The sequence below is a fragment of the Achromobacter sp. UBA5777 genome (assembly GCF_002418565.1).
GTDB classification, from domain to species: Bacteria; Pseudomonadota; Gammaproteobacteria; order Burkholderiales; family Burkholderiaceae_B; genus Achromobacter; species Achromobacter animicus.
In genome coordinates, this window is record NZ_DIEJ01000162.1 from 1 (window position 1) to 20,617 (window position 20,617).

Consider the following 20,617-nt stretch of genomic DNA (forward strand, 5'->3'; position numbering starts at 1 on the left):
CGCCGTTCGGGTGAAGTCACCGTGCTGATGCTGGGCGGCGCCGCGCTGCGCGAGCGCGCCCTGAACGCCGCCGGCCGCATCGCGCGGGCCACAGGCGTGCGCCTGGTGTCGGAAACGTCGAACCGCCGCATCGAACGCGGCGGCGCGCGCACCCCGGTGGATCGTCTGCCGTATCCGATCGACATGGCCGTGGCCAAGCTGAAGGATGTGAAGCATCTGGTGCTGGCGGGCGCGAAGTCGCCGGTCGGCTTTTTTGCCTACCCCGGCAAGCCCAGCCTGCTGGCCCCGCAGGACAGCAACCAGCTCGTGCTGGCCACCGCCGACCAGGACCTGCCGCACGCGCTGGAATGGCTGGCCGACGAACTGGGCATCGCCGCCGACGCGCCGCGGCTGGTGGCGCCCGCGCCCAGCTACGAAGTGCCTGCCTCCGGCAAGCTGACCAGCGCCGCGGTCAACATCCTGGTCGCGCACCACCTGCCCGAGCAGGCTATCGTCTGCGACGAGTCCATCACGCAGGGCCGCGAATTCCCGCTTTACAGCGTGAACAGCGCGCCGCACGACTGGCTGATGCTGACCGGCGGCGCCATCGGTATCGGCCTGCCGATGGCGACGGGTGCGGCAGTGGCCTGCCCCGACCGCAAGGTCGTGACCCTGCAGGCGGACGGCAGCGGCATGTACACCTTGCAGGCCTTGTGGACGCAGGCCCGTGAAAACCTGGATTGCCTGACCATCATCCTGGCCAACCGTTCCTACGCCACGCTGCATGGCGAAATGAAGAACGTGGGCGTGCAGGAGCCGGGCCGCAACGCGCGCCGCATGCTGGACCTGCAGGATCCGCATCTGGAGTGGACGCATCTGGCGCGCGGCATGGGCGTCGAAGCGGTCAGCGTGGATACGGTCGAAGGCTTTGCGCGCGCGCTGGCCGAAGGCTTGAAGCGCCGCGGCCCCTTCCTGATCGAAGCGGTGATCTGACGATTGCCGGCGTGGCGCGGACGCTTCGCGAATATTCTTCGCATTCGTCCCGCCGCTATACCCCCAAATAGCGCGTCAATTGCTCGGGTTGCCGGGCCAGCGACGCGCTATCGCCATCCTGCACGATCAATCCCTTCTCCATGACCAGACACCGATCGGTGTGTTCCAGCACCGCGCGGTAGTTGCGGTCCACGATCAGCGTGGACATGCCGGTCGCACGGATGTCGCGGATGATGCGCCAGATCTCGGCCACGATCAGCGGCGCAAGGCCTTCGGTGGCTTCGTCCAGGATCAGCAGGTCGGGATTGGTCATCAACGCCCGGCCGATGGCCAGCATCTGCTGTTCGCCGCCCGACAGCTGCTGACCACCGTGGCCCAGGCGCTCGCGCAGGCGCGGAAACGTGTCCAGCACGCGCGCATACGTCCAGTCCTGGCCGGCGCGCTTGCCCGGCCTTGCGGCGACCTGCAGGTTCTCGCGCACGTTCAGGTTGGGAAAGATGCCGCGCCCCTCGGGCACGTAGGCCACGCCCATGCGCGCAATCGCGTGCGGCTGCGCATGCGTGCAATCGCTGCCCCGCACCCGCACGTTGCCTTGCGCGCTCTTTACGTGGCCCATCAGGCTGCGGATGAGCGTGGTCTTGCCCATGCCGTTGCGGCCCACCAGACCCACGGATTCGCCCGGTGCGATGTGCATGTCCACGCCCCGCAGCACATGGCTGGCGCCGTAGTACACGTGCAGGCCGCCGGCTTCGATCAGCGTGTGCATCAATGCGCTCCTTGTCCGTCTTCGCCCAGATAGGCGGTGCGCACCTCGGGATTGGCGCGGATCTGCTCGGGCGCGCCGCTGGCGATCGCGCTGCCGTTGACCATCACGGTGATGGTTTCGGCGATGCGGAACACGGCGTCCATGTCGTGTTCGACCAGCAGGATCGCGTGGCCGGCCTTCAGCGTTTGCAGCAGGTCGAGGATGCGGTCGGTTTCCTCGGGGCCCATGCCCGCCAGCGGTTCGTCCAGCAACAGCACCTGCGGTTCGCCCGCCAGGCACATCGCGATCTCCAGCTGGCGTTTTCGGCCGTGGGCCAGCAGACCGGCGGGCTGCGTTGCGTCGTGAGCGAGACCCGTGCGCTCCAGTGCCTCGCCGGCCAGGTCGGCGCTGCGGCGGCAACTGGCTGCGTCGCGCCACCAGTGCCAGAAGCGCTGCCGGCTGGCCTGCGCCGCAAGCCGGCAGTTTTCGAACACGCTGAGTTCGGGAAAGATCGTGGATCGCTGGTAGCTGCGGCCCAGCCCGGCGCGTGCGCGCTCGGGCTGCGGCCAGGCGGTGATGTCGCGGCCCGCCAGCGTGACTTGCCCGCTGCTGGCCGCCAGTTCGCCCGACAAAATGTTGATGAGCGTGGACTTGCCTGCGCCATTGGTGCCGATCACGGCGTGCACCTGGCCGCGCTGCAACTGCAGCGACACGCCGTTGACCGCCGTGAGACCGCCGAAGCGGCGCGTGACCGCGGTGGCGGCGAGCAGGACATCAGACATGGCGTTCTCCCTGAATCGGCAGGCGGGGGGCGGGCGTTTTGGATGGCGCGCGTGAAGGCGTGATGGCGTCCCGGCTGGGGCCGCTTCGGGTGTCGCTTCGGTAGTCGATTCGGGTGTCCTTGCCTGCGCCCTTTCCAGCATCCGCCAGGCGCGCCTGCCGGCGCTCGCGCCATTGCGCCGGCAATCCTGCCAGCCCGTTCGGCAGCAGTGCCACCAGCGCGATGATTGCGATGCCCAGCGGCAGATGCCAATGGCGCGCGTAGTCGCCAAACAAGTCCTGCGACTGGAACAGCTCCTGCAGCAGCACCATCGTCACGGTGCCCAGCACCGCGCCGCCCAGGCTGCCCATGCCGCCCAGGATGACCATCAGCAGCACCAACCCGGATTGTTCCCACGCCAGCAGTTCGGGCGTGACGAAGCCGTCCTTCAATGCAAACAGAAAGCCCGCCAGCGCCGCCAGCGTGGCGCCGACGACATACGCGGCCAGCTTGTACGGATAGGTCGAATAGCCCGCCGCGCGCATGCGCTGTTCGTTGATGCGAATGCCGGCCAGCGCCGCGCCGAACGGCGAGCGCCGCAGCAGCGCCAGAAAGCCCCACGCCAGCGCCAGGCACGCCAGGACGAAGAAATAGAACGTGGTCCCATTGCTCAGATCGAACGGCATCCAGCCGCCCAGCGAGAGTTCGGGCCGGAAGTACAGATAGATGCCGTCGCTGCCGCCGCCGATCTTGGTGTCGTGGAAGACGTAATAGGCCATCTGCGAGAAGGCCAGCGTGACCATGATGAAGTACACGCCGCGCGTGCGAAGCGCGAGCGCGCCGGTGACCAGCGCATAGGCGGCGGCCGCGAGCAGGGCGGCTGGCAGCAGCCACCACAGCCCGGCCGCTTCCGATTCCGGCGACAGCAGCGCCGCCACATACGCGCCAATGCCGAAGAACGCGGCGTGTCCCAGGCTGACCAGCCCAGCACCGCCGACCAGCAGTTGCAGGCTCAGCGCGAAGATCGCGTAGATCATGATCTTCACCGCGAGGCCGGTGTAGTAATCACTGCCGCTGAACGAAAAGGCGGCTAGCGCCAGCAGCGCGGCGAAGGGCAGAAGTCGGTTGAGCAGAGGCGTGCGCATGCGAGGGTCCTTTTGATGTCGACAGGACCTAGCCCTGTTTGAACAGCCCTTCGGGCTTGCAAAGCAGAATGAAGGCCATCAGCAGATAGACCAGCACGCCCGCCGCGGAAGGGAACAGCACCTGGCCGAAGGTCTCGGCAAAGCCCACCAGCATCGCGGCCAGGAACGCGCCGCGGATCGACCCGATGCCGCCGATCACCACCACCACGAAGCAGATGATGAGCACGCCGTTGCCCATGCCGGGATACACCGACGAGACGGGCGCTGCGATGCTGCCAGCCAGCGCGGCCAGCGCCACGCCGGCCGCGAACACCACGCGGTAGAGCTTGTTGATGTCGATGCCCAGCGAGCTGATCATCTCGCGGTTGCTGGCGCCGGCGCGCAGCATCATCCCCAACCGCGTGCGCGAGATGACCCAGTACAGCAGCAGCGCCACCGCAATGCCCACGGCCGAGATGAAGAGCCGGTAAACGGGATACGTCATCACGTCGCCCAACGCAATGCTGCCCTTCAACCACGACGGCAGCGGCACGCCGTGCACGTCGTTGCCCACAAGAATGCTGCGCAGCTCCTCGAACACCAGGATCAGGCCGTAGGTCATCAGCACCTGCTGCAGATGGTTGCGCTTGTACAGGTAGCTGAAGAACGCGGCTTCCAGCAGGTAGCCCAGTACGGCGGCGGCCAGCACGCAGACCGCCAGCGTCGTGAGAAAGCCGCCGCCCAGCCAGCGGTCCACCACCGGACCCAGCGCAAACGCCATGTACGCGCCGATCATGTAGAAACTGCCGTGGGCCAGATTGATGATGCCCATGATCCCGAAGATCAGCGTGAGTCCGCTGGCCACCAGGAACAGCAGCAAGCCGTACTGGAATGCGTTCAGGCTCTGGATGAGCAGGATGCTGATGTCCATGGGGCCTCCCTGTGGCGGACGCGGTGCGTGGCGTTACAGCTTGCAGCCGCGCGCGGGGTCGGCCAGCTTCTGAACCGCGACTTCGACGACCTTGTTCTCCAGGCCGTCGACGCGCCGCAGGTAGATGTCCTGCACCGGGTTGCCCGCCTTGGACAGCGTGAACGAGCCGCGCGGGCTGTCCACGGTTGCCGTGCGCATGGCGCTGCGGAAGGCTTCCTTCTTCGAGAAATCGCCCTTCACGGCCGTGAGGCCCGACTGCATGAGTTGGGCGGCGTCATAGCCCTGCACCGCGTAGACGTCCGGCTGCATCTTGTACGCCTTGGAATAGTCGGCGCGGAACGCGTTGTCGCGCGGCGTGTTCAGGCCGTCGGCGTAGTGCAGGGTGGTCAGCAGTCCCTGCGCGGACGCGCCCTGCGCCTGCAGCGTGCCGTCTGTCAGGAAGCCCGAGCCGTACAGCGGAATTGTCTTGTCCAGGCCGGCGGCGTGGTAGTCCTGCACGAACTTCACCGCGCCGCCGCCCGCAAAGAAGGTGAAGACCATGTCGGGCTTGAGCGCGGCAATCTCCGTCAGCAGCGACTGGAATTCCACGTTGGGAAATGGCAGGCTCAGTTCGCGCACAACCTTGCCGCCGGCCTTCTCGAAGCCTTCCTTGAAGCCGCCGATGGCTTCGTCGCCCGCCGCGTATTTCCACGTGATGGTCACGGCAGTCTTGTGGCCCTTGGCATAGGCCACCGGCCCCATCGCATACGCCGGCTGCCAGTTCGTGAATGAAGTGCGGAAGATGCCGGGGCCGCACAGCGGGCCGGTGATCGCGTTGGCCCCGGCGTTGGTCACGATCAGCGTGGTGTCGGCGTCCTTGGCCGCCTTGGCCAGCGCCATGGCCACGCCGGAGTGCACCGTGCCGATCAGCACGTCCACCTGATCGCGCTTGATGAGCCGGTTGGCGTTCTCCGCAGCCTTGGCCGGATTGGATTCGTCGTCCACCTTGAAGTATTCGATCTCGCGCCCGCCCAGCTTGCCGCCCTGCTCGGCAACGTAGAGCTTGAAGCCGTTCTCGATGGCGTTGCCCAGCGCGGCGAAGGTGCCGCTGTAGGGCAGCATGAAGCCGACCTTGAGCTTGTCGTCGGCATGCGCGCCGCTTGCGGCGATCGTCAGGGCGGCGGCCAGCGCAGCCCGGGTCAGGACGTGGTTCATGGTTTGTCTCCGTGCTTGTTATGGGCTAACGCCGGGCCGATGGCGCGGCCTGGGTCAACCGGGTTTTTCCAGCGCGCCCACAAAGCGTGCGACGGCCTGGACAACGGTGGCGGGCTGATCCCGGTGCGGCGAATGCCCACAGTCCGGTATCTCCAGCAGTTCGGTTTGCGGCGCGCGCCGACGGATGCCGCGCACCTGCTCGAGCGTGCCGTATTCGTCGTCCATGCCCTGAATGGCCAGCACGGGACAGGTGATACGGTTCAATTCGTCTTCGATGTTCCACGCCCGGAATTCGGGCTTCAACCAGATGTCGTTCCAGCCCCAGAATGCCGAGTCGACGTCCTGGTGATGACGCCCCAGCCGCGCGCGCAGATCGGATTCCAGATAGGCCTGGCGCGCCTGCGCGATGCTGGCCACCGAGACGTCCTCGACAAAGATGTGCGGCGCTGCAACCACCACGCCGGCGACCGCGTCCGGATACCGCGCGGCGTACAGCAACGCGATCGAGCCGCCGTCGCTATGACCGAACAACACGGGCTTGTCGTGGTGCGCGTTCACGCCCAGGACTTCAAGCAGGGCGGGCAGCACCTCGTGCGCCTCGCGATGCATGAAGTCCACAGGCCACGCTTCGCGCAGCGGGCGCGCGGTGGACTGGCCATAGCCGTAGCGCGAATACACCAGGCCGCGGCAACCGGCCGCATCGCAGACCCGTTGCGGAAAGTCCTTCCACATCGACACCGATCCCAGCCCCTCGTGCAGGAACACGATGAGCGGCGCATCGGCGCGTTCCGGCGCGATCCACGCGCATTCCAGCCGCATGTCGCGGCCGCGCGCATGCAGGTTGGCAAAGACCGCGGCGGCCTCCGTGGTGGCAGTCATAGCGCGGCCTCTTCCAGCGCGCGCAGGCGGAACCGCTGGATCTTGCCGGTGGCGGTCTTGGGCAGTTCTTCCAGGAAATCGATCTGGCGCGGGTACTTGAACGGCGCCAGATGCTGCTTCACGTAGTGCTGCAAGGCGGCACCCGTCTGCGCGTCGGGCTCGAAGCCGGCGCGCAGCACCACGTAGGCCTTCGTCTTGACCAGGCCGTCGTGATCCGGCACGCCGATCACCGCGGCTTCCAGCACCGCTTCGTGCTGGATCAGGATGTTCTCGACCTCTACCGGCGACACGTACTGGCCGCTGACCTTGATCATGTCGTCGCTGCGGCCGGCGTAGGTGTAGTAGCCGTCTGGATCGCACACGTACTTGTCGCCGCTTTTCAGCCAATCGCCCAGAAAGCACTGGCGTGTCTTGTCGCGGTTGTTCCAGTACATCAGCGCGGCGCTGGGGCCCTTGATGTAGAGATCGCCGATGGCGCCCGGCGCAACCGGCGCGCCATTGTCGTCGCGCAATTGCACCTCGTAGCCGGGCACGGGCTTGCCCGTGGTGCCGTAGCGCAACTGGCCCGCGCGGTTCGAAATGAAGATGTGCAGCATCTCGGTCGAACCGATGCCGTCCAGGATTTCACAGCCGAAATGGCGCGTGAAGCGCTCGCCGATATCGCGCGGCAAGGCTTCGCCGGCGGATGTGCAGACGCGCATCGCCACCTGTTCGCGGGGGGGCAGGTCGGGCGAGGCCAGCATGCTGGCGTACAGCGTCGGCACGCCATAGAACACGGTGGGACGATGCCGGACCAGACGCTGGAACACGGCCTGCGGCGTGGGGCGCTCGGCCATCAGCACGACGGTGGCGCCCACCGACAGCGGAAACGTCAGGCCATTGCCCAGGCCGTACGCAAAGAACAGCTTCGCGGCCGAGAACACCACGTCGTCTTCGCGGATGCCGAGCACGGGCTTGGCATAGAGTTCGGCCGTGTGCCAGAGGTTGCCGTGGGTGTGCACCACGCCCTTAGGCTTGCCCGTGGATCCGGACGAGTACAGCCAGAACGCGATCTCGTCGGACAGCGTCCGGGCGGCGGGCGCGAGCGGGGCGGCCGCCAGCAAGGATTCGAATTCGTGGGCGCCGCCCGGCAGGGTTGCGCCCGGCTGCGACACGACCAGGTGTTCGATGTCCGCCGGCGCCTGGACCAGCGCCGATTGCAGCACCGGCAGCAACGCGCCCGACACGAACACGGCCCGCACGCGGCTGTGCGCAACGATGTAGGCGTAGTCGTCTGCAGTGAGCAGCGTGTTCACGGCCACGGGCACCACGCCGGCGTGCAGCGCGCCCAGGAACACGACGGGCCAGTCAGCCGTGTCCTGCATCAACAGCAGGATGCGTTCCTCGCGGCGCAGGCCCAGATTGCGCAGCGCGCCGGCCATGCGGGCCACCCGCTCGGCCAGATCTCCGTACGTGAGTTGGCGGGTGTCGTCGATGTAGGCCAGCTTGGTGGCGCGCGGCGCGTTCAGCGCGGCCAGGTGGCTGGCGAAGTTCAATTCGGCGGGGCAGGTGTTCACGGTTGTCTCCTGATGTCCTGGTGGGCGGACGCCGTGCCTGTGGTTGTTGTTGGCGGCAGGGCGGGTGTCCGGACCGGCTGTCAGCCGGGGCGCGTGAATTCGATGGCCCCGCCGGGCAGCAGATACAGCACCAGGGCGCGACCCTGCGTCACGGTGGGGCGGTGCGCCGTCCCCGGGCCATAGACCAGCCAGCCGGCCCCGTGGCCATCGAAGCGGGCGTCTTCGGTCAGCGGCATGATCATGTCGATCTCGCCATTGGGATGCGCGTGGTGCGGACCGGCCAGATCGATCATGTCTACGACGTCGACCGAGCAGCCGCCCAGGTCATCGGCGGGCTTGATCACCCGGCCATACTTGATGCCGCCGCCTTCGCGGTTGCACATCCAGCCGTCGGCCACGCCTTGCCTACAGGTGGCAAAGATGTCCTGGAACAGCGCGCTGTCCGGACCGGCGGCGTCATTGAGCCGGGCCTGCAGCGCTGCATCCAGCGGCTGGCCGGCCGTCAGACGCGTCACGTCCCGCATCAGGGCATGGAATTGGTCAGGCGTACTCACCAGGCGGCTCCTTTACACTGTCGGCGCTCGGCAGTCCTGTTGGACTGCTGTTTTTTTGCACCGGATCGGCTGTGGACTCGTTGGATGGAAAAATAGTGCTTCCGTTGATGTGGGTCAAGCACTATAGTGCATAAAAGAGCGGTAATCAGGGTTTTTGCGGAGTCAGTCGAACCATGAATCAAGCGCTAGACACGGCGCCCATCGAACCCCGGCGCGAGCCCTTTCTGATCGCCCTGGGCGAGCGCGTGCGCCGCCTGCGCGCCATCCGCGGCATGACGCGCAAAGGGTTGTCCCAGGCGACCGGCGTGTCCGAACGCCACCTTGCCAATCTGGAGCACGGGGTCGGCAACGCGTCGATCCTGGTGCTGCTGCAGATTGCGCGCGCCTTCAATTGCGCGCTGGCCGAACTCGTCGGCGACGTGACCACCGAATCGCCCGATTGGCTGCTGATCCGGGAATTGCTCAGCGGGCGCACCGAATCCGATCTGCAGCGTGCCCGCGAGGCGCTGACGCAATTGTTTGGCGTGGGCGCCGGGGCCCAGCGCCCGAACCGTACGCAGCGCGTGGCGCTGATCGGCCTGCGCGGTGCGGGCAAGTCGACGCTGGGTCAGATGCTGGCCGACGATCTTGGCTACCCCTTCGTGGAACTGAACCGCGAGATCGAGCGGGTGGCCGGCTGCGGCATCCTGGAGATCCACAACCTTTACGGTCCCAATGCGTATCGCCGCTACGAACGGCGGGCGCTGGAAGAGGCCGTGCAGATCTACCCCGAGATGGTGCTGGCAACGCCGGGCGGACTGGTGTCCGAACCTGCCACGCTGAATCTGCTGCTGACCCATTGCTACACGGTCTGGCTGCGCGCCACGCCCGAAGAGCACATGGGCCGCGTCATGGCGCAGGGCGACTTCCGCCCCATGTCGGGCAACAACGAAGCGATGGCGGATCTGAAGCGCATCCTGGCCGGACGCGAAGCGTTCTATGCCAAGGCCGATCTGACCTGGGTGACCAGCAATCTGGAAGTGCCCGAGAGCTTTGCCGGTCTGCGTACGCAGGTGCGCAAGGCTTGCGGGCTGCCGCTGTAGCGCTGCGCCGCTCGTCCGGTTGATTTGCGATAAGGCCGCCCCTTCCAGGGCGGCTTTTTGCTTTCCGCCTCCAGTTCTTTGGAACCTGCACTTTCTTGCATATTCCGCTTGACGCTCATAATCACCTGCACTAATCTGCATAATAATTCATGTGGTGCAGTATTTTTCCTGTCCGAGCACAGGGCGTATGAGGAGACACACTATGAGCAGCCCCATCAGCCGGGTCGACTTTCGAACCGATCCCGCCCAGTACCGGCATTGGCGTCTGGCCTTCGACGGTGCGGTGGCGACATTGGCCATGGACGTCGCCGAAGACGGCGGCCTGCGCCCCGGTTACAAGCTCAAGCTCAATTCATACGACCTAGGCGTCGACATCGAACTGCACGACGCCCTGCAGCGCATCCGTTTTGAACACCCGGAAGTGCGCAGCGTGGTCGTCACCAGCATGAAGGACCGGATTTTCTGTTCCGGGGCCAACATTTTCATGCTGGGCTTGTCCACCCACGCCTGGAAGGTGAACTTCTGCAAGTTCACCAACGAAACCCGTAACGGCATCGAAGACTCCAGCCGCCACGGCGGCTTGAAGTTCATTGCCGCGCTGAACGGCGCGTGTGCGGGCGGCGGTTATGAACTGGCCCTGGCCTGCGACGAAATCCTGCTGATCGACGACCGTTCGTCTTCCGTGGCCCTGCCCGAAGTGCCGCTGCTGGGCGTGCTGCCCGGCACCGGCGGCCTGACCCGCGTCACCGACAAGCGCCGAGTGCGGCACGATCATGCCGACATCTTCTGCACGCTGGTCGAGGGCGTGCGCGGGCAACGCGCCAAGGACTGGCGGCTGGTGGACGATGTGGTCAAGCCCGCGCGCTTCGAGGAAGAAGTCCGCGCCCGCGCCCTGGCGCTGGCGCAGGACAGCCACCGACCGGCGGACGAGCAGGGCGTGTCGCTGACGCCGCTGCAACGCACCGAGACCGAGACCAGCCTGTCCTATCGCTACGTCGACGTGCAGCTCGACCGCGAAAAGCGTCAGGCGACGTGGACGGTCCGCGCGCCGCAAGGCCGCGTCGAAACGGAACTGCAGGACATCGTTGCGGCGGGCGCCGCCTGGTGGCCGCTGCAGATGGCGCGCGAACTGGATGACGCCATTCTGTCGATGCGCACGAACGAGCTGGACATCGGCACCTGGATCCTGAAGACCGAGGGCGACGCCGAGGCGGTGCTTGCGGCCGATGCGGCGCTGGAACGGCACGCGGATCACTGGTTCGTGCGCGAAACCGCCGGCATGCTGCGCCGCACCCTGGCGCGGCTGGACGTGACCTCGCGCAGCCTGTTCGCGCTGATCGAACCGGGCTCGTGCTTCGCGGGCACGCTGCTGGAACTGGCGCTGGCGGCGGACCGCAGCTACATGCTGGACGTGGAGGACGACGAAGATATCGACGCCCCGCCGCCGCAGATCGTGGTGGGCGAGCGCAATTTCGGCGCGTATCCCATGGTGAACGGCCAGAGCCGCCTGCAACGGCGCTTTTACGGCGAGACGCAGCCGCTGGAAGCGGTGCGCGCGCAAGCCGGTCGCAGCCTGCCGGCTTCCGCCGCGCTGGAGCTGGGCCTCATCACCTACGCGCCCGACAGCATCGACTGGGATGACGAAGTGCGGCTGGCGCTGGAAGAGCGCCGCGCGCTGTCGCCCGATGCGTTGACCGGCCTGGAAGCCAACTTGCGCTTCGGCGGCCAGGAAACCATGGAAACCCGCATCTTCGGCCGGCTGACCGCCTGGCAGAACTGGATCTTCAACCGCCCCAATGCGGCGGGCGACAAGGGTGCGCTCAAGCTGTACGGCAAGGGCGAGCAGGCGGCATTCGACTGGAACCGCGTCTAGGCGGCAAGCGTACGGCCAACGGGCGGCCAGGCGCCATGGGGGCCTGCCCATTGGCCCTGAGATCCAAGCGCCGCGCGGCCGGCGCCCCATTCCAAGAATCAGGAGAGAGACATGTCCGGCATCAACTACACCGACAAGATTCCCAACAACGTCAACCTGTCCGGCGACCGCACGTTGCAGCGCGCGCTGGAACACTGGCAGCCCAATTATCTGCAGTGGTGGCAGGACATGGGACCCGACGGTTCGCATGGATTCGACGTCTATCTGCGCACGGCCGTCAGCGTCGAGCCCGACGGCTGGGCGCACTTCAACCACGTGCGCATGCCCGATTACCGCTGGGGCATCTTCCTGGCGCCGCAGGACGGGCAGCGCAAGATCCATTTCGGCGAGAACATCGGCCGCGACGTGTGGCAGGACGTGCCGGGCGAGCACCGTGCCAACTTGCGCCGCATCATCGTCACGCAAGGCGACACCGAACCCGCGTCGATCGAGCAGCAACGCCACCTGGGCCTGACCGCGCCGTCGCAGTACGACCTGCGCAACCTGTTCCAGATCAACGTCGAAGAAGGGCGGCACCTGTGGGCGATGGTCTACCTGCTACATCGTTACTTCGGGCGTGACGGCCGCGAGGAAGCCGATGCGCTGCTGCAGCGCAGCTCGGGCGATTCCGACAATCCGCGCATCCTGGGCGCCTTCAACGAGAAGACGCCCGACTGGCTGGCGTTCTACATGTTCACGTACTTCACCGACCGCGACGGCAAGTTCCAGTTGTGCGCGCTGGCCGAATCCAGCTTCGATCCGCTGGCCCGCACGACCAAGTTCATGCTGACCGAGGAAGCGCACCACATGTTCGTCGGCGAGTCCGGCATCTCGCGCGTCATCCAGCGCACCTGCGAAGTGATGAAGGAACTGAAGACCGACGATCCGCAAGCGGTGCGCGCGGCCGGCGTGATCGACCTGCCCACCATCCAGCGCTACCTGAACTTTCACTACAGCGTCACCATTGACCTCTTCGGCGCGGACCAGTCGTCCAACGCCGCCATCTTCTACGGATCGGGCCTGAAGGGCCGCTACGAAGAGACCAAGCGCAACGACGACCATCAGCTCAAGAACGACACGTATCGCGTGCTGAACGTCAGCAACGGCAAGCTGGCGGAGATCGAGGTGCCGATGCTGAACGCGCTGAACGAGGTCCTGCGCGATGACTTTATCCGCGACTCGGTGGCCGGTATTGGCCGCTGGAACAAGGTCATCGAAAAGAGCGGCCTGGCCTTTCGCCTGCAGGTGCCGCACAAGGCGTTCAACCGCCAGATCGGCACGCTGGCCGGCATCCGCATGTCGCCCGAAGGTGAGATCGTGTCCGAATCGCAATGGCAGGCCAACCAGCACAAGTGGCTGCCCACGCCGGAAGATCGCGCGTTCGTCGCGTCGCTGATGGGCCGGGTCACGGAACCGGGCAAATTCGCCAACTGGATCGCGCCGCCCGTCATGGGCGTCAACCGCCAGCCGGTGAACTTCGAGTACGTGCGTTTCAACTGATGGCCGTGCGGGCCGCGTGCCCGCGTTTGGGAGGACGGCGATGAACGCCCCATTACCGGTGGAAGTCCTGAAGCAGCACCTGATCGATCCCGAGATCTGCATCCGCTGCAATACCTGCGAAGAGACCTGTCCGGTCGATGCGATCACGCACGATTCGAACAACTACGTGGTGGACCCGGAAATCTGCAACGGCTGCATGGCCTGCGTGCCGCCGTGCCCGACGGGTTCCATCGACAACTGGCGGCTGGTGGTGCGCGCCGAGGCCTATTCCGTGCAGGACCAGTTTGGCTGGGAAGAGCTGCCGCAGGAAAAGTCGTTGCCATTGGACGCTGCGGTTGCGGACGATGGCGCGCAGCAGGCCGCCACGGATTCGCAGACCGAACCGGCAGCGCCTCCGGCGATGCTTGTGACGTCCGGCGCGGCGGTCCCCCCATGGTCTGCCGCGCACCCCTATGTGAATCTCTACACGCACAAGACGCCCATCACCGCGACGGTCGTGGGCAACTACCGCGTCACCGGCGCCGACACGGAAAGCGACATCCACCACATCGTGCTGGACTTTGGCGAGCAGCCGTTTCCGGTGCTGGAAGGGCAGTCCATCGGCATCCTGCCGCCGGGCGTGGACGCGATGGGCCGGCCGCATCACGCGCGCCAGTATTCGCTGGCCAGCCCGCGCGACGGCGAACGCGCGGGGTACAACAACCTGTCGCTGACGGTAAAGCGCGTCACGCAGGATCACGGCGGAGAGGCCGCGCACGGCGTCTGCTCAAACTATCTGTGCGACCTGGCGAAGAACGACACGGTGCAGGTGATCGGCCCGTTCGGCCACACCTTCCTGATGCCGAATCATCCGAAGGCCAACCTCATCATGATCTGCACGGGCACGGGTTCGGCGCCAATGCGCGCCATGACGGAGCGCAGCCGCCGCCTGATCGGCATGGCGGACATCGGCAAGCTCATGCTTTTCTTCGGCGCGCGCACCGAACGCGAATTGCCGTACTTCGGCCCGTTGATGAAGCTGCCGCGTGATTTCATCGACATCAACCTGGCGCTCTCGCGCGAACCCGGCCAGCCCAAGCGCTATGTGCAGGATCTGATCCGCGAGCGGGCCGCGCAGGTCCGTGGATTGCTGGCTGACCGCAACACTTGCATCTACGTCTGCGGCCTGAAGGGCATGGAGGTCGGCGTGCTGGACGCGTTGCGCGAGGTGGTGGTGCAGTCGGGCGAGGATTGGTCTATCCTGCATGAAGCGCTGCGCCGTGAAGGCCGGCTGCACTTCGAGACTTACTGACCACAACAACAGTTGCGTGACGAACGGCGCGCCTGGGCGCGCCGGTTTCGTTTGCACGGGGAAAAACAACATGAAGTTCGCGGAATTCAAGGACGGCATGGTGATCAAGGGCGGGCCGGTCACCGTGACGGAAGCGGAGATCCTGGCGTTTGCCCGCCAATTCGATCCCCAGTGGTTTCACACCGATCCGCAGCGCGCCGCGGAAGGCCGGTGGGGCGGCCTCATCGCCAGCGGTTGGCACACCTGCGCGCTGGCCATGCGCATGGCGGTCGACGCCGCCCTGCATGATTCCGAATCCTTCGGTTCGCCCGGCCTGGGCGAAGTCCGCTGGCGCACGCCCGTCCGCCCTGGCGACACCCTGAACCTGCACGCGCGCGTGCAAGGCGCGCGCCACTCGTCCTCGCGCCCGGACCTGGGCATCATCAACTGGGCGTGGACGGTCGTGAACCAGCACGACGAAAGCGTGCTGGAAATGGACGCGACCAGCCTGTTCGACCTGTCCGGCAACAACTAGGCGCGGCTTTCTTCTACCGCTTGCTCGCCTGCTTGAGAATGGCGGCCCCTTCCGGGCCGGCCGCCGCTTTCCAGGCGTTGATGGATTCCTTCGATGCGTCCTGCAACGCCTTGCGCACCGCGGGCGGAACGGCAGTGTTGATGGCCACGCCGTTCTTGCGCATGTTCGCGTAGTTTTGCTGCAGGCGGCCTTCGATGCGTTTCCACTGCTCGGTCTCGGTCTGCGCGGCCGCCTGGTCGATGGCCTTGCGCGACCGCGCATCCAGCGCCTCGTACGCCTTCAGATTCATCGTCGCCACCGAGATCGGCATGGCGTAGTTGATCTCCGCGAAGTGGGGCAGATACTCCCACAACTTGCGGCCCGCGCCGCCATCGCCGGAGGACAGCACCGCGTTCACCTCGCCCGACGCGATGCGCGGCATGGCGTCGGCAAACGAGATGTTCTCCGCACGCGCGCCGGCGCGCTGCATGACGTCCTGCGACGTCGCATCGTAAGTGCGGATGGTCAGGCGCTTCAGCGCCGCCACGCTGTCCACCTTCTGCTTGGACCAGATGCCCGACGCCGGCCACGGCGTGGTGTAGAGCAGCTTCTGGCCATGCGCAGCCAGCAGCTTCTCGTACGCCGGCCGCGCCGCCTTGTTGAGGTTGCGGGCCTTGGACAACGAGTCCGCCAGGAAGGGCAGGGATGAAACGCCGAACAGCGGATACTTCGTGGCCAGCGCGCCGGCGAAGGCGTCGCCTGCGTCCACCTTGCGCGTGTGCACCGCGTCGATCATGTCGCCCGACTTGATGCCCTTGGCCGCGTCGAAACTCGTGTCGATGATGACGTTGCCCGCCGACTTGGCGCGCACCAGCTCGGCAAACGTGGACACGCCTTGGCCCGGCATGGAGGTGGCCGGGTATTCGGTGGTCATGGTGAGCGTCGTGGCGGCCTGAGCGCCGTGGGCGACGAAAGCCATGGCGATGACTGCCGCCAGGCGCAGGGGGGTGATGCGATGCATGCGCGACTCCTGTGGGGGGAATCCGCAAAGCGTACGAGGTGTACAACCGCGCGCCTAGTCGGGCTTACGGCAATGCGCAGGCGGTGCGGGATCGGGCGTATGGCGTATTCCAATCGGTCAGTGTCTGACACCCAGGGGAGGTGACCGTCAGCTTGTAGCTGCGGCTCAGAGGGTGTCAGACACCTGGCGTTGCAGCAACTCGCCAAAAAAAAGGCCGCCCTACGGGCGGCCTCCTTGGCTACACCAGGCAGGCGATCAATAGAACGCCTGGATGCCCGTCTGTGCGCGGCCCAGGATCAGGGCGTGCACGTCGTGGGTGCCTTCGTAGGTGTTGACCACTTCCAGGTTCACCAGGTGGCGGGCGACGCCGAACTCGTCGGAGATGCCGTTGCCGCCGAGCATGTCGCGCGCCAGGCGGGCGATGTCCAGCGCCTTGCCGCACGAGTTGCGCTTCATGATCGAGGTGATTTCGACGGCGGCGGTGCCTTCGTCTTTCATGCGGCCCAGACGCAGGCAGCCTTGCAGGGCCAGCGTGATTTCGGTTTGCATGTCAGCCAGCTTCTTCTGGATCAGCTGGTTGGCGGCCAGGGGGCGGCCGAACTGCTTGCGGTCCAGGGTGTACTGGCGGGCGGTGTGCCAGCAGGCCTCGGCGGCGCCGACAGCGCCCCAGGCGATGCCGTAGCGGGCGGAGTTCAGGCAGGTGAACGGACCCTTCAGGCCGGACACGCCGGGCATCATCTGGTCGGCGGACACTTCCACTTCGTCCATGACGATTTCGCCGGTGATCGACGCGCGCAGGCCGACCTTGCCGTGGATGGCGGGGGCCGACAGGCCCTTCATGCCCTTTTCAAGGATGAAGCCGCGGATCTTGCCGTCGAAGTCGCCGCCGACGCACTTGGCCCACACCACGAACACGTCGGCGATGGGCGAGTTGGTGATCCACATCTTGTTGCCGCTGACCTTGTAGCCGTCGGCCGTTTTGACGGCGCGGGTTTCCATGCCGTTGGGGTCGGAGCCGTGGTTGGGTTCGGTCAGGCCGAAGCAGCCGATCCATTCACCGCGCGCCAGCTTGGGCAGGTACTTCTTCTTTTGTTCTTCGCTGCCGAATTCGTTGATCGGCACCATTACCAGCGAGGACTGCACGCTCATCATCGAGCGGTAGCCGGAGTCGACGCGTTCGACTTCACGGGCGATCAGGCCGTAGCTGACGTAGTTCAGGCCGGCGCCGCCGTATTCGACGGGGATCGTGGCGCCCAGGAGGCCCAGTTCACCCATTTCGGAGAAGATCTCGGGATCGGTCTTCTCGTTGCGGAAGGCGTTGAGCACGCGGGGCGCCAGCTTGTCCTGGGAGTAGGCGTAGGCGGCGTCGCGCACCATACGCTCTTCGTCGGTCAGTTGCTGGTCCAGCAACAGAGGATCTTGCCAGTGGAATGAGGGGTTCGAGGACATGCTGGGTCTCCGCTATGGATTTCCGTGATCGGAATCTGGAAAGTTTAAACTTAAAATAATTCGGGCGGCAAGTTGGGGTTTGCACGGCGGTGCGCCTGAGCGCGCCGCCGGTGGTGTTGCCGGTTATTCCGCCCGTACAGGGTTCAGTGTTGGGCCTTCAGCGCCGCCTCGCGGATCTTCTCGAGGGTCGTGGACGGGCTGATGGTTTCCGGGTCGATGAAGCAGTGCAGGATCGCGGGCTTGCCGCTGGCCAATGCCCGTTCGAAGGCCGGACCGAACTGTTCGGTGGTTTCCACGCGCTCGCCGTGGCCGCCAAAGGCGCGCGCGTAGTCGGCGAAATCGGGGTTCTTGAGCTCGGTCGCGGAAATGCGGCCCGGGTAGTGCTTTTCCTGGTGCATGCGGATCGTGCCGTACATGCCGTTGTCCACCAGGATGACGACGATGGGCAGGTCATACTGCACCGCCGTGGCGAATTCCTGGCCGTGCATCAGGAAGCAGCCGTCGCCCGCGAAGCACACGACGGTCTTGTCGGGCCAGACGCGCTTGGCGCCCACGGCCGCCGGCAGGCCGTAGCCCATGGATCCGGAGGTGGGGGCCAACTGCGTGCCAAAGCGCGTGAAGCGGTGGAAGCGATGCAGCCAGGTGGCGTAGTTGCCCGCGCCGTTGGTCATGATGGCGTCGGCCGGCAACGTCTTTTCCAGGTACGCCATCACTTGGCCCAACTGCAGCGCGCCGGGCGTGGTGACGGTTTCCGGATCGCTCCATTTCAGGTACGACTCGCGCATGGCCTTGGTGCCGTCGGCCCAGGCGGGCGCGGCCGGCGCTTTCAGGTTCGCCAGCGACGCGGCAAAGGCGGACGGCGACGTGTTGATGGCCAGGGTGGGGCGGTACACGCGGCCCAGCTCGGCGGCATCAGGATGCACGTGCACCAGCTTTTGCTTGGGCACCGGAATATCCAGCAGCGTGTACGCCTGGCTGGGGTTTTCCGACATGCGGCCGCCCACCAGCAGGATCAGGTCGGCGTCGGCTACGCGCTTGAGCAGGGCGGGATTGATGCCCAGGCCCACGTCGCCGATGAAGCAAGGATGGTCGGCCGGGAACAGCATCTGGCGGCGGAACGACACGGCAGTCGGCAGCGCGTGGCGTTGCGCGAAGTCGGCAAATTCCTGCACGGCGCGCGCGTCCCAGCGCGTGCCGCCCAGAATGGCGACCGGGTTCTTCGCATCAGCCAGCAGTTTTTCCAGGTCGGCCAGCTGGCCGGCGGTGGGGGCGGATTCGATGACTTCGTAGCGCGGCGCGTCGGCCACTTTGGCGGCCTCGACCAGCATGTCTTCCGGCAGCGCAATCACCACCGGGCCGGGGCGGCCGGATGTGGCGATGTGGAACGCGCGCGAGATCAGTTCGGGAATGCGTTCGACCTGATCGATCTCGGTCACCCACTTGGCCTGCGTGCCAAATACGGCGCGGTAGTCCATTTCCTGGAAGGCTTCGCGCTCGCGCATGCCGCGCTCGATCTGGCCCACGAACAGGATCATCGGCGACGAGTCCTGCTTCGAAATGTGCACGCCGGCCAGCGCATTGGAGGCGCCCGGACCGCGCGTCACCATGCAGATGCCGGGCTCGCCGGTCAGCTTGCCGTGCGCGTCGGCCATCATGGCTGCGCCGCCTTCCTGACGGCACACCGTGACCTTGATGTCGGCATCGTGCAGGCCGTCCAGCACCGCCAGATAGCTTTCGCCGGGGACACAAAAGACATGTTTGACGCCATGGGCGACCAGTTGGTCGACCAGAATGTGACCGCCAAGGCGGGAATCTTGCTGGGGCATGGTGGTGTCGTGGTTAGCCTAGGGTAGAACTCCCGAGCATATGTTCCCTGGGCGCACAACGCAATTGATAAAATTGCACATTCTGTTGATCCCCCGGCACGTGGCGGCTGGTGCGCCGCAGCATGCGGGCGCCCGGCAGCGGGCCGGTCTTCCGGCGGTATTTCCATGAGAAACGGCATCCCCAATCTGACGGCCCTGCAGGCATTCGAGGCCTCGGCCCGGCTGGGCAGCTTTTCGCGCGCCGCCGAAGAGCTGTCGCTGACGCACAGCGCCGTCTACCGTCAGGTGGCCAGCCTGGAAGCGCGGCTGGGCGTACAACTGTTCACGCGGGTGCGCCGCCGGATCGTGCTGACCGACCACGGCGCCGAATACGCCGGCCGGATCCGTCACCATCTTGATCAGATCGAAAAGGACACCTTCGGTCTCGTCAGCCGGACCGGCATGGGGCGCAGCATCCACATCGCCGTGGTGCCCACGCTGGCCACCACCTGGCTGATCCCGCGTCTGGCCGATTTCCAGCGCGAGCACGGCGACATCCCCGNNCCGTCAGCTTGTCCGTGCGCACCCTGCCGTTTCAATTCAAGGACCAGCCGTTCGACGGCGCGCTGTATCACGGGGACGGACTCTGGCCCGGCACGCAGGGTGGGCTGCTGTTTCCGGAACGCGAACTGGTGCCGGTCTGCGCGCCCGAATTGGCGGCGCGCGTGGCGGAGCAGGGCGGCGGCGCTCTGACCGGGATGACGCATCTGCATCTGGCTTCGCGGCCGGACGCCTGGCGCCAGTGGTATACGGCCAATGGCTATCTGTATGGACCGCAGGCGGCTGGCGGCCCGCGCTACGAGCTCTTCACCATGGTGATGGCGGCGGTGCAGGCCGGGCTTGGCGTCGGGCTGATGCCGCGCTTTCTGGCGCAGCCCGCACTGGACCAGGGCGCGCTTGCCATGCCGGTCCCGCAGTCGCTGGCGGTCAGCCAGGGGTATTACTTCGGCTATCCGCAACGCAGCGAACGGTCCGATGCGTTGAAGGTGTTCGAGACCTGGCTCAAGTCCGCCGCCGCAGGCGTGGGCGAGCGCCTGCCCGGCCGCGCCGCGCCGTAGAACCCCGCCATGTCCACCGCCCGCCAGCCGCTTGCCTCCCAGGCCGATATCGACGCCTTCATCGACGCCGTGTGGCTCGAAGACGGCCTGTCCGCCAACACCCTGGCCGCCTACCGGCGCGACCTGACGGGTTTCGCCCGCTGGCTTGAAGACCCCGACGCCTACGCCCGGGAACTGGCCGACCGGCACGGCGAGCCGGCGCGCGCCCAGCCCCTGCCCGCCGGCCCGGCC

The 20,617-nt window shown here is 66.3% G+C and carries 18 protein-coding genes and 1 pseudogene; 8 read left to right on the plus strand and 11 right to left on the minus strand.

All coding sequences use genetic code 11. The features are described from left to right. Window positions 1-972, plus strand: a 972-nt coding sequence (locus tag B3446_RS12700; RefSeq protein ID WP_291381475.1) for an acetolactate synthase large subunit, incomplete at its 5' end; no start/stop codon positions are given. Window positions 973-1,027: 55 nt separating this feature from the next. Here the strand turns inward: B3446_RS12700 and B3446_RS12705 are convergent. The 8 genes from B3446_RS12705 to B3446_RS12740 all read right to left on the minus strand — a co-directional run bounded on the left by B3446_RS12705 (window position 1,028) and on the right by B3446_RS12740 (window position 8,715). Continuing rightward, the gene (locus B3446_RS12705; RefSeq protein WP_175125886.1) at window positions 1,028-1,738 is read right to left on the minus strand and encodes an ABC transporter ATP-binding protein; all 711 of its coding nucleotides are present in this window, start codon (window positions 1,736-1,738) and stop codon (window positions 1,028-1,030) included. Beyond that, window positions 1,738-2,499 (minus strand): ABC transporter ATP-binding protein, encoded by a 762-nt coding sequence (locus B3446_RS12710; RefSeq protein ID WP_191575978.1) that lies wholly within the window; start codon window positions 2,497-2,499, stop codon window positions 1,738-1,740. The genes B3446_RS12705 and B3446_RS12710 overlap by 1 nt, the downstream gene beginning before the upstream one ends. Next, complete coding sequence (locus tag B3446_RS12715) at window positions 2,492-3,622, minus strand: branched-chain amino acid ABC transporter permease (protein WP_291381480.1); 1,131 nt, start codon at window positions 3,620-3,622, stop codon at window positions 2,492-2,494. Before B3446_RS12715 ends, B3446_RS12710 begins: the two co-directional genes overlap by 8 nt. A gap of 28 nt (window positions 3,623-3,650) precedes the next feature. Continuing rightward, window positions 3,651-4,532: a branched-chain amino acid ABC transporter permease gene (locus B3446_RS12720; RefSeq protein ID WP_191575976.1), complete on the minus strand. Its 882-nt coding sequence runs from the start codon at window positions 4,530-4,532 to the stop codon at window positions 3,651-3,653. 33 nt (window positions 4,533-4,565) lie between these two features. Beyond that, window positions 4,566-5,726 carry an ABC transporter substrate-binding protein gene (locus B3446_RS12725; RefSeq protein WP_175125890.1) on the minus strand — a complete coding sequence of 387 codons (1,161 nt, stop codon included), beginning with the start codon at window positions 5,724-5,726 and terminating at the stop codon, window positions 4,566-4,568. A gap of 54 nt (window positions 5,727-5,780) precedes the next feature. Next, on the minus strand, window positions 5,781-6,605 hold the full coding sequence (locus B3446_RS12730; protein ID WP_291381483.1) for an alpha/beta fold hydrolase: 825 nt from the start codon (window positions 6,603-6,605) through the stop codon (window positions 5,781-5,783). Then, a complete protein-coding gene (locus B3446_RS12735) occupies window positions 6,602-8,161 on the minus strand; it encodes a benzoate-CoA ligase family protein (protein ID WP_291381485.1) in 1,560 nt (519 codons plus the stop codon). Before B3446_RS12735 ends, B3446_RS12730 begins: the two co-directional genes overlap by 4 nt. 80 nt (window positions 8,162-8,241) lie before the next feature. Next, window positions 8,242-8,715, minus strand: a complete 474-nt coding sequence (locus B3446_RS12740) for a DUF4863 family protein (protein ID WP_291381487.1) — start codon at window positions 8,713-8,715, stop codon at window positions 8,242-8,244. Between the two features lie 173 nt (window positions 8,716-8,888). Here B3446_RS12740 and B3446_RS12745 point away from each other — a divergent pair, with 173 nt between their 5' ends. The 5 genes from B3446_RS12745 to B3446_RS12765 all read left to right on the plus strand — a co-directional run bounded on the left by B3446_RS12745 (window position 8,889) and on the right by B3446_RS12765 (window position 15,014). Beyond that, entirely contained in the window at window positions 8,889-9,797 is a 909-nt protein-coding gene (locus B3446_RS12745; RefSeq protein WP_191575973.1) for a helix-turn-helix transcriptional regulator, read from the plus strand. Between the two features lie 202 nt (window positions 9,798-9,999). After that, entirely contained in the window at window positions 10,000-11,670 is a 1,671-nt protein-coding gene (gene boxC / locus B3446_RS12750) for a 2,3-epoxybenzoyl-CoA dihydrolase (RefSeq protein ID WP_291381490.1), read from the plus strand. Window positions 11,671-11,781: 111 nt separating this feature from the next. Next, complete coding sequence (gene boxB, locus B3446_RS12755) at window positions 11,782-13,209, plus strand: benzoyl-CoA 2,3-epoxidase subunit BoxB (protein WP_291381492.1); 1,428 nt, start codon at window positions 11,782-11,784, stop codon at window positions 13,207-13,209. Window positions 13,210-13,249: 40 nt separating this feature from the next. Then, the gene (boxA, locus tag B3446_RS12760; RefSeq protein ID WP_291381494.1) at window positions 13,250-14,500 is read left to right on the plus strand and encodes a benzoyl-CoA 2,3-epoxidase subunit BoxA; all 1,251 of its coding nucleotides are present in this window, start codon (window positions 13,250-13,252) and stop codon (window positions 14,498-14,500) included. A gap of 70 nt (window positions 14,501-14,570) precedes the next feature. Next, entirely contained in the window at window positions 14,571-15,014 is a 444-nt protein-coding gene (locus B3446_RS12765; protein ID WP_191575970.1) for a MaoC family dehydratase, read from the plus strand. Between the two features lie 13 nt (window positions 15,015-15,027). On the opposite strand, the gene B3446_RS12770 is transcribed toward B3446_RS12765, so the two are convergent. From B3446_RS12770 to B3446_RS12780, 3 genes are all read right to left on the minus strand, one after another. Next, window positions 15,028-16,014 (minus strand): TRAP transporter substrate-binding protein, encoded by a 987-nt coding sequence (locus B3446_RS12770; RefSeq protein WP_291381497.1) that lies wholly within the window; start codon window positions 16,012-16,014, stop codon window positions 15,028-15,030. Between the two features lie 255 nt (window positions 16,015-16,269). Continuing rightward, window positions 16,270-17,463 carry an acyl-CoA dehydrogenase gene (locus tag B3446_RS12775; protein WP_056570859.1) on the minus strand — a complete coding sequence of 398 codons (1,194 nt, stop codon included), beginning with the start codon at window positions 17,461-17,463 and terminating at the stop codon, window positions 16,270-16,272. 143 nt (window positions 17,464-17,606) lie between these two features. Next, window positions 17,607-19,289 carry a thiamine pyrophosphate-binding protein gene (locus tag B3446_RS12780; RefSeq protein ID WP_291381500.1) on the minus strand — a complete coding sequence of 561 codons (1,683 nt, stop codon included), beginning with the start codon at window positions 19,287-19,289 and terminating at the stop codon, window positions 17,607-17,609. Between the two features lie 165 nt (window positions 19,290-19,454). Here B3446_RS12780 and B3446_RS12785 point away from each other — a divergent pair. After that, window positions 19,455-20,386: pseudogene (locus tag B3446_RS12785) on the plus strand (LysR substrate-binding domain-containing protein). Between the two features lie 9 nt (window positions 20,387-20,395). Further along, a partial coding sequence (locus B3446_RS12790) for a site-specific integrase (protein WP_291381503.1) occupies window positions 20,396-20,617 on the plus strand: 222 nt, incomplete at its 3' end.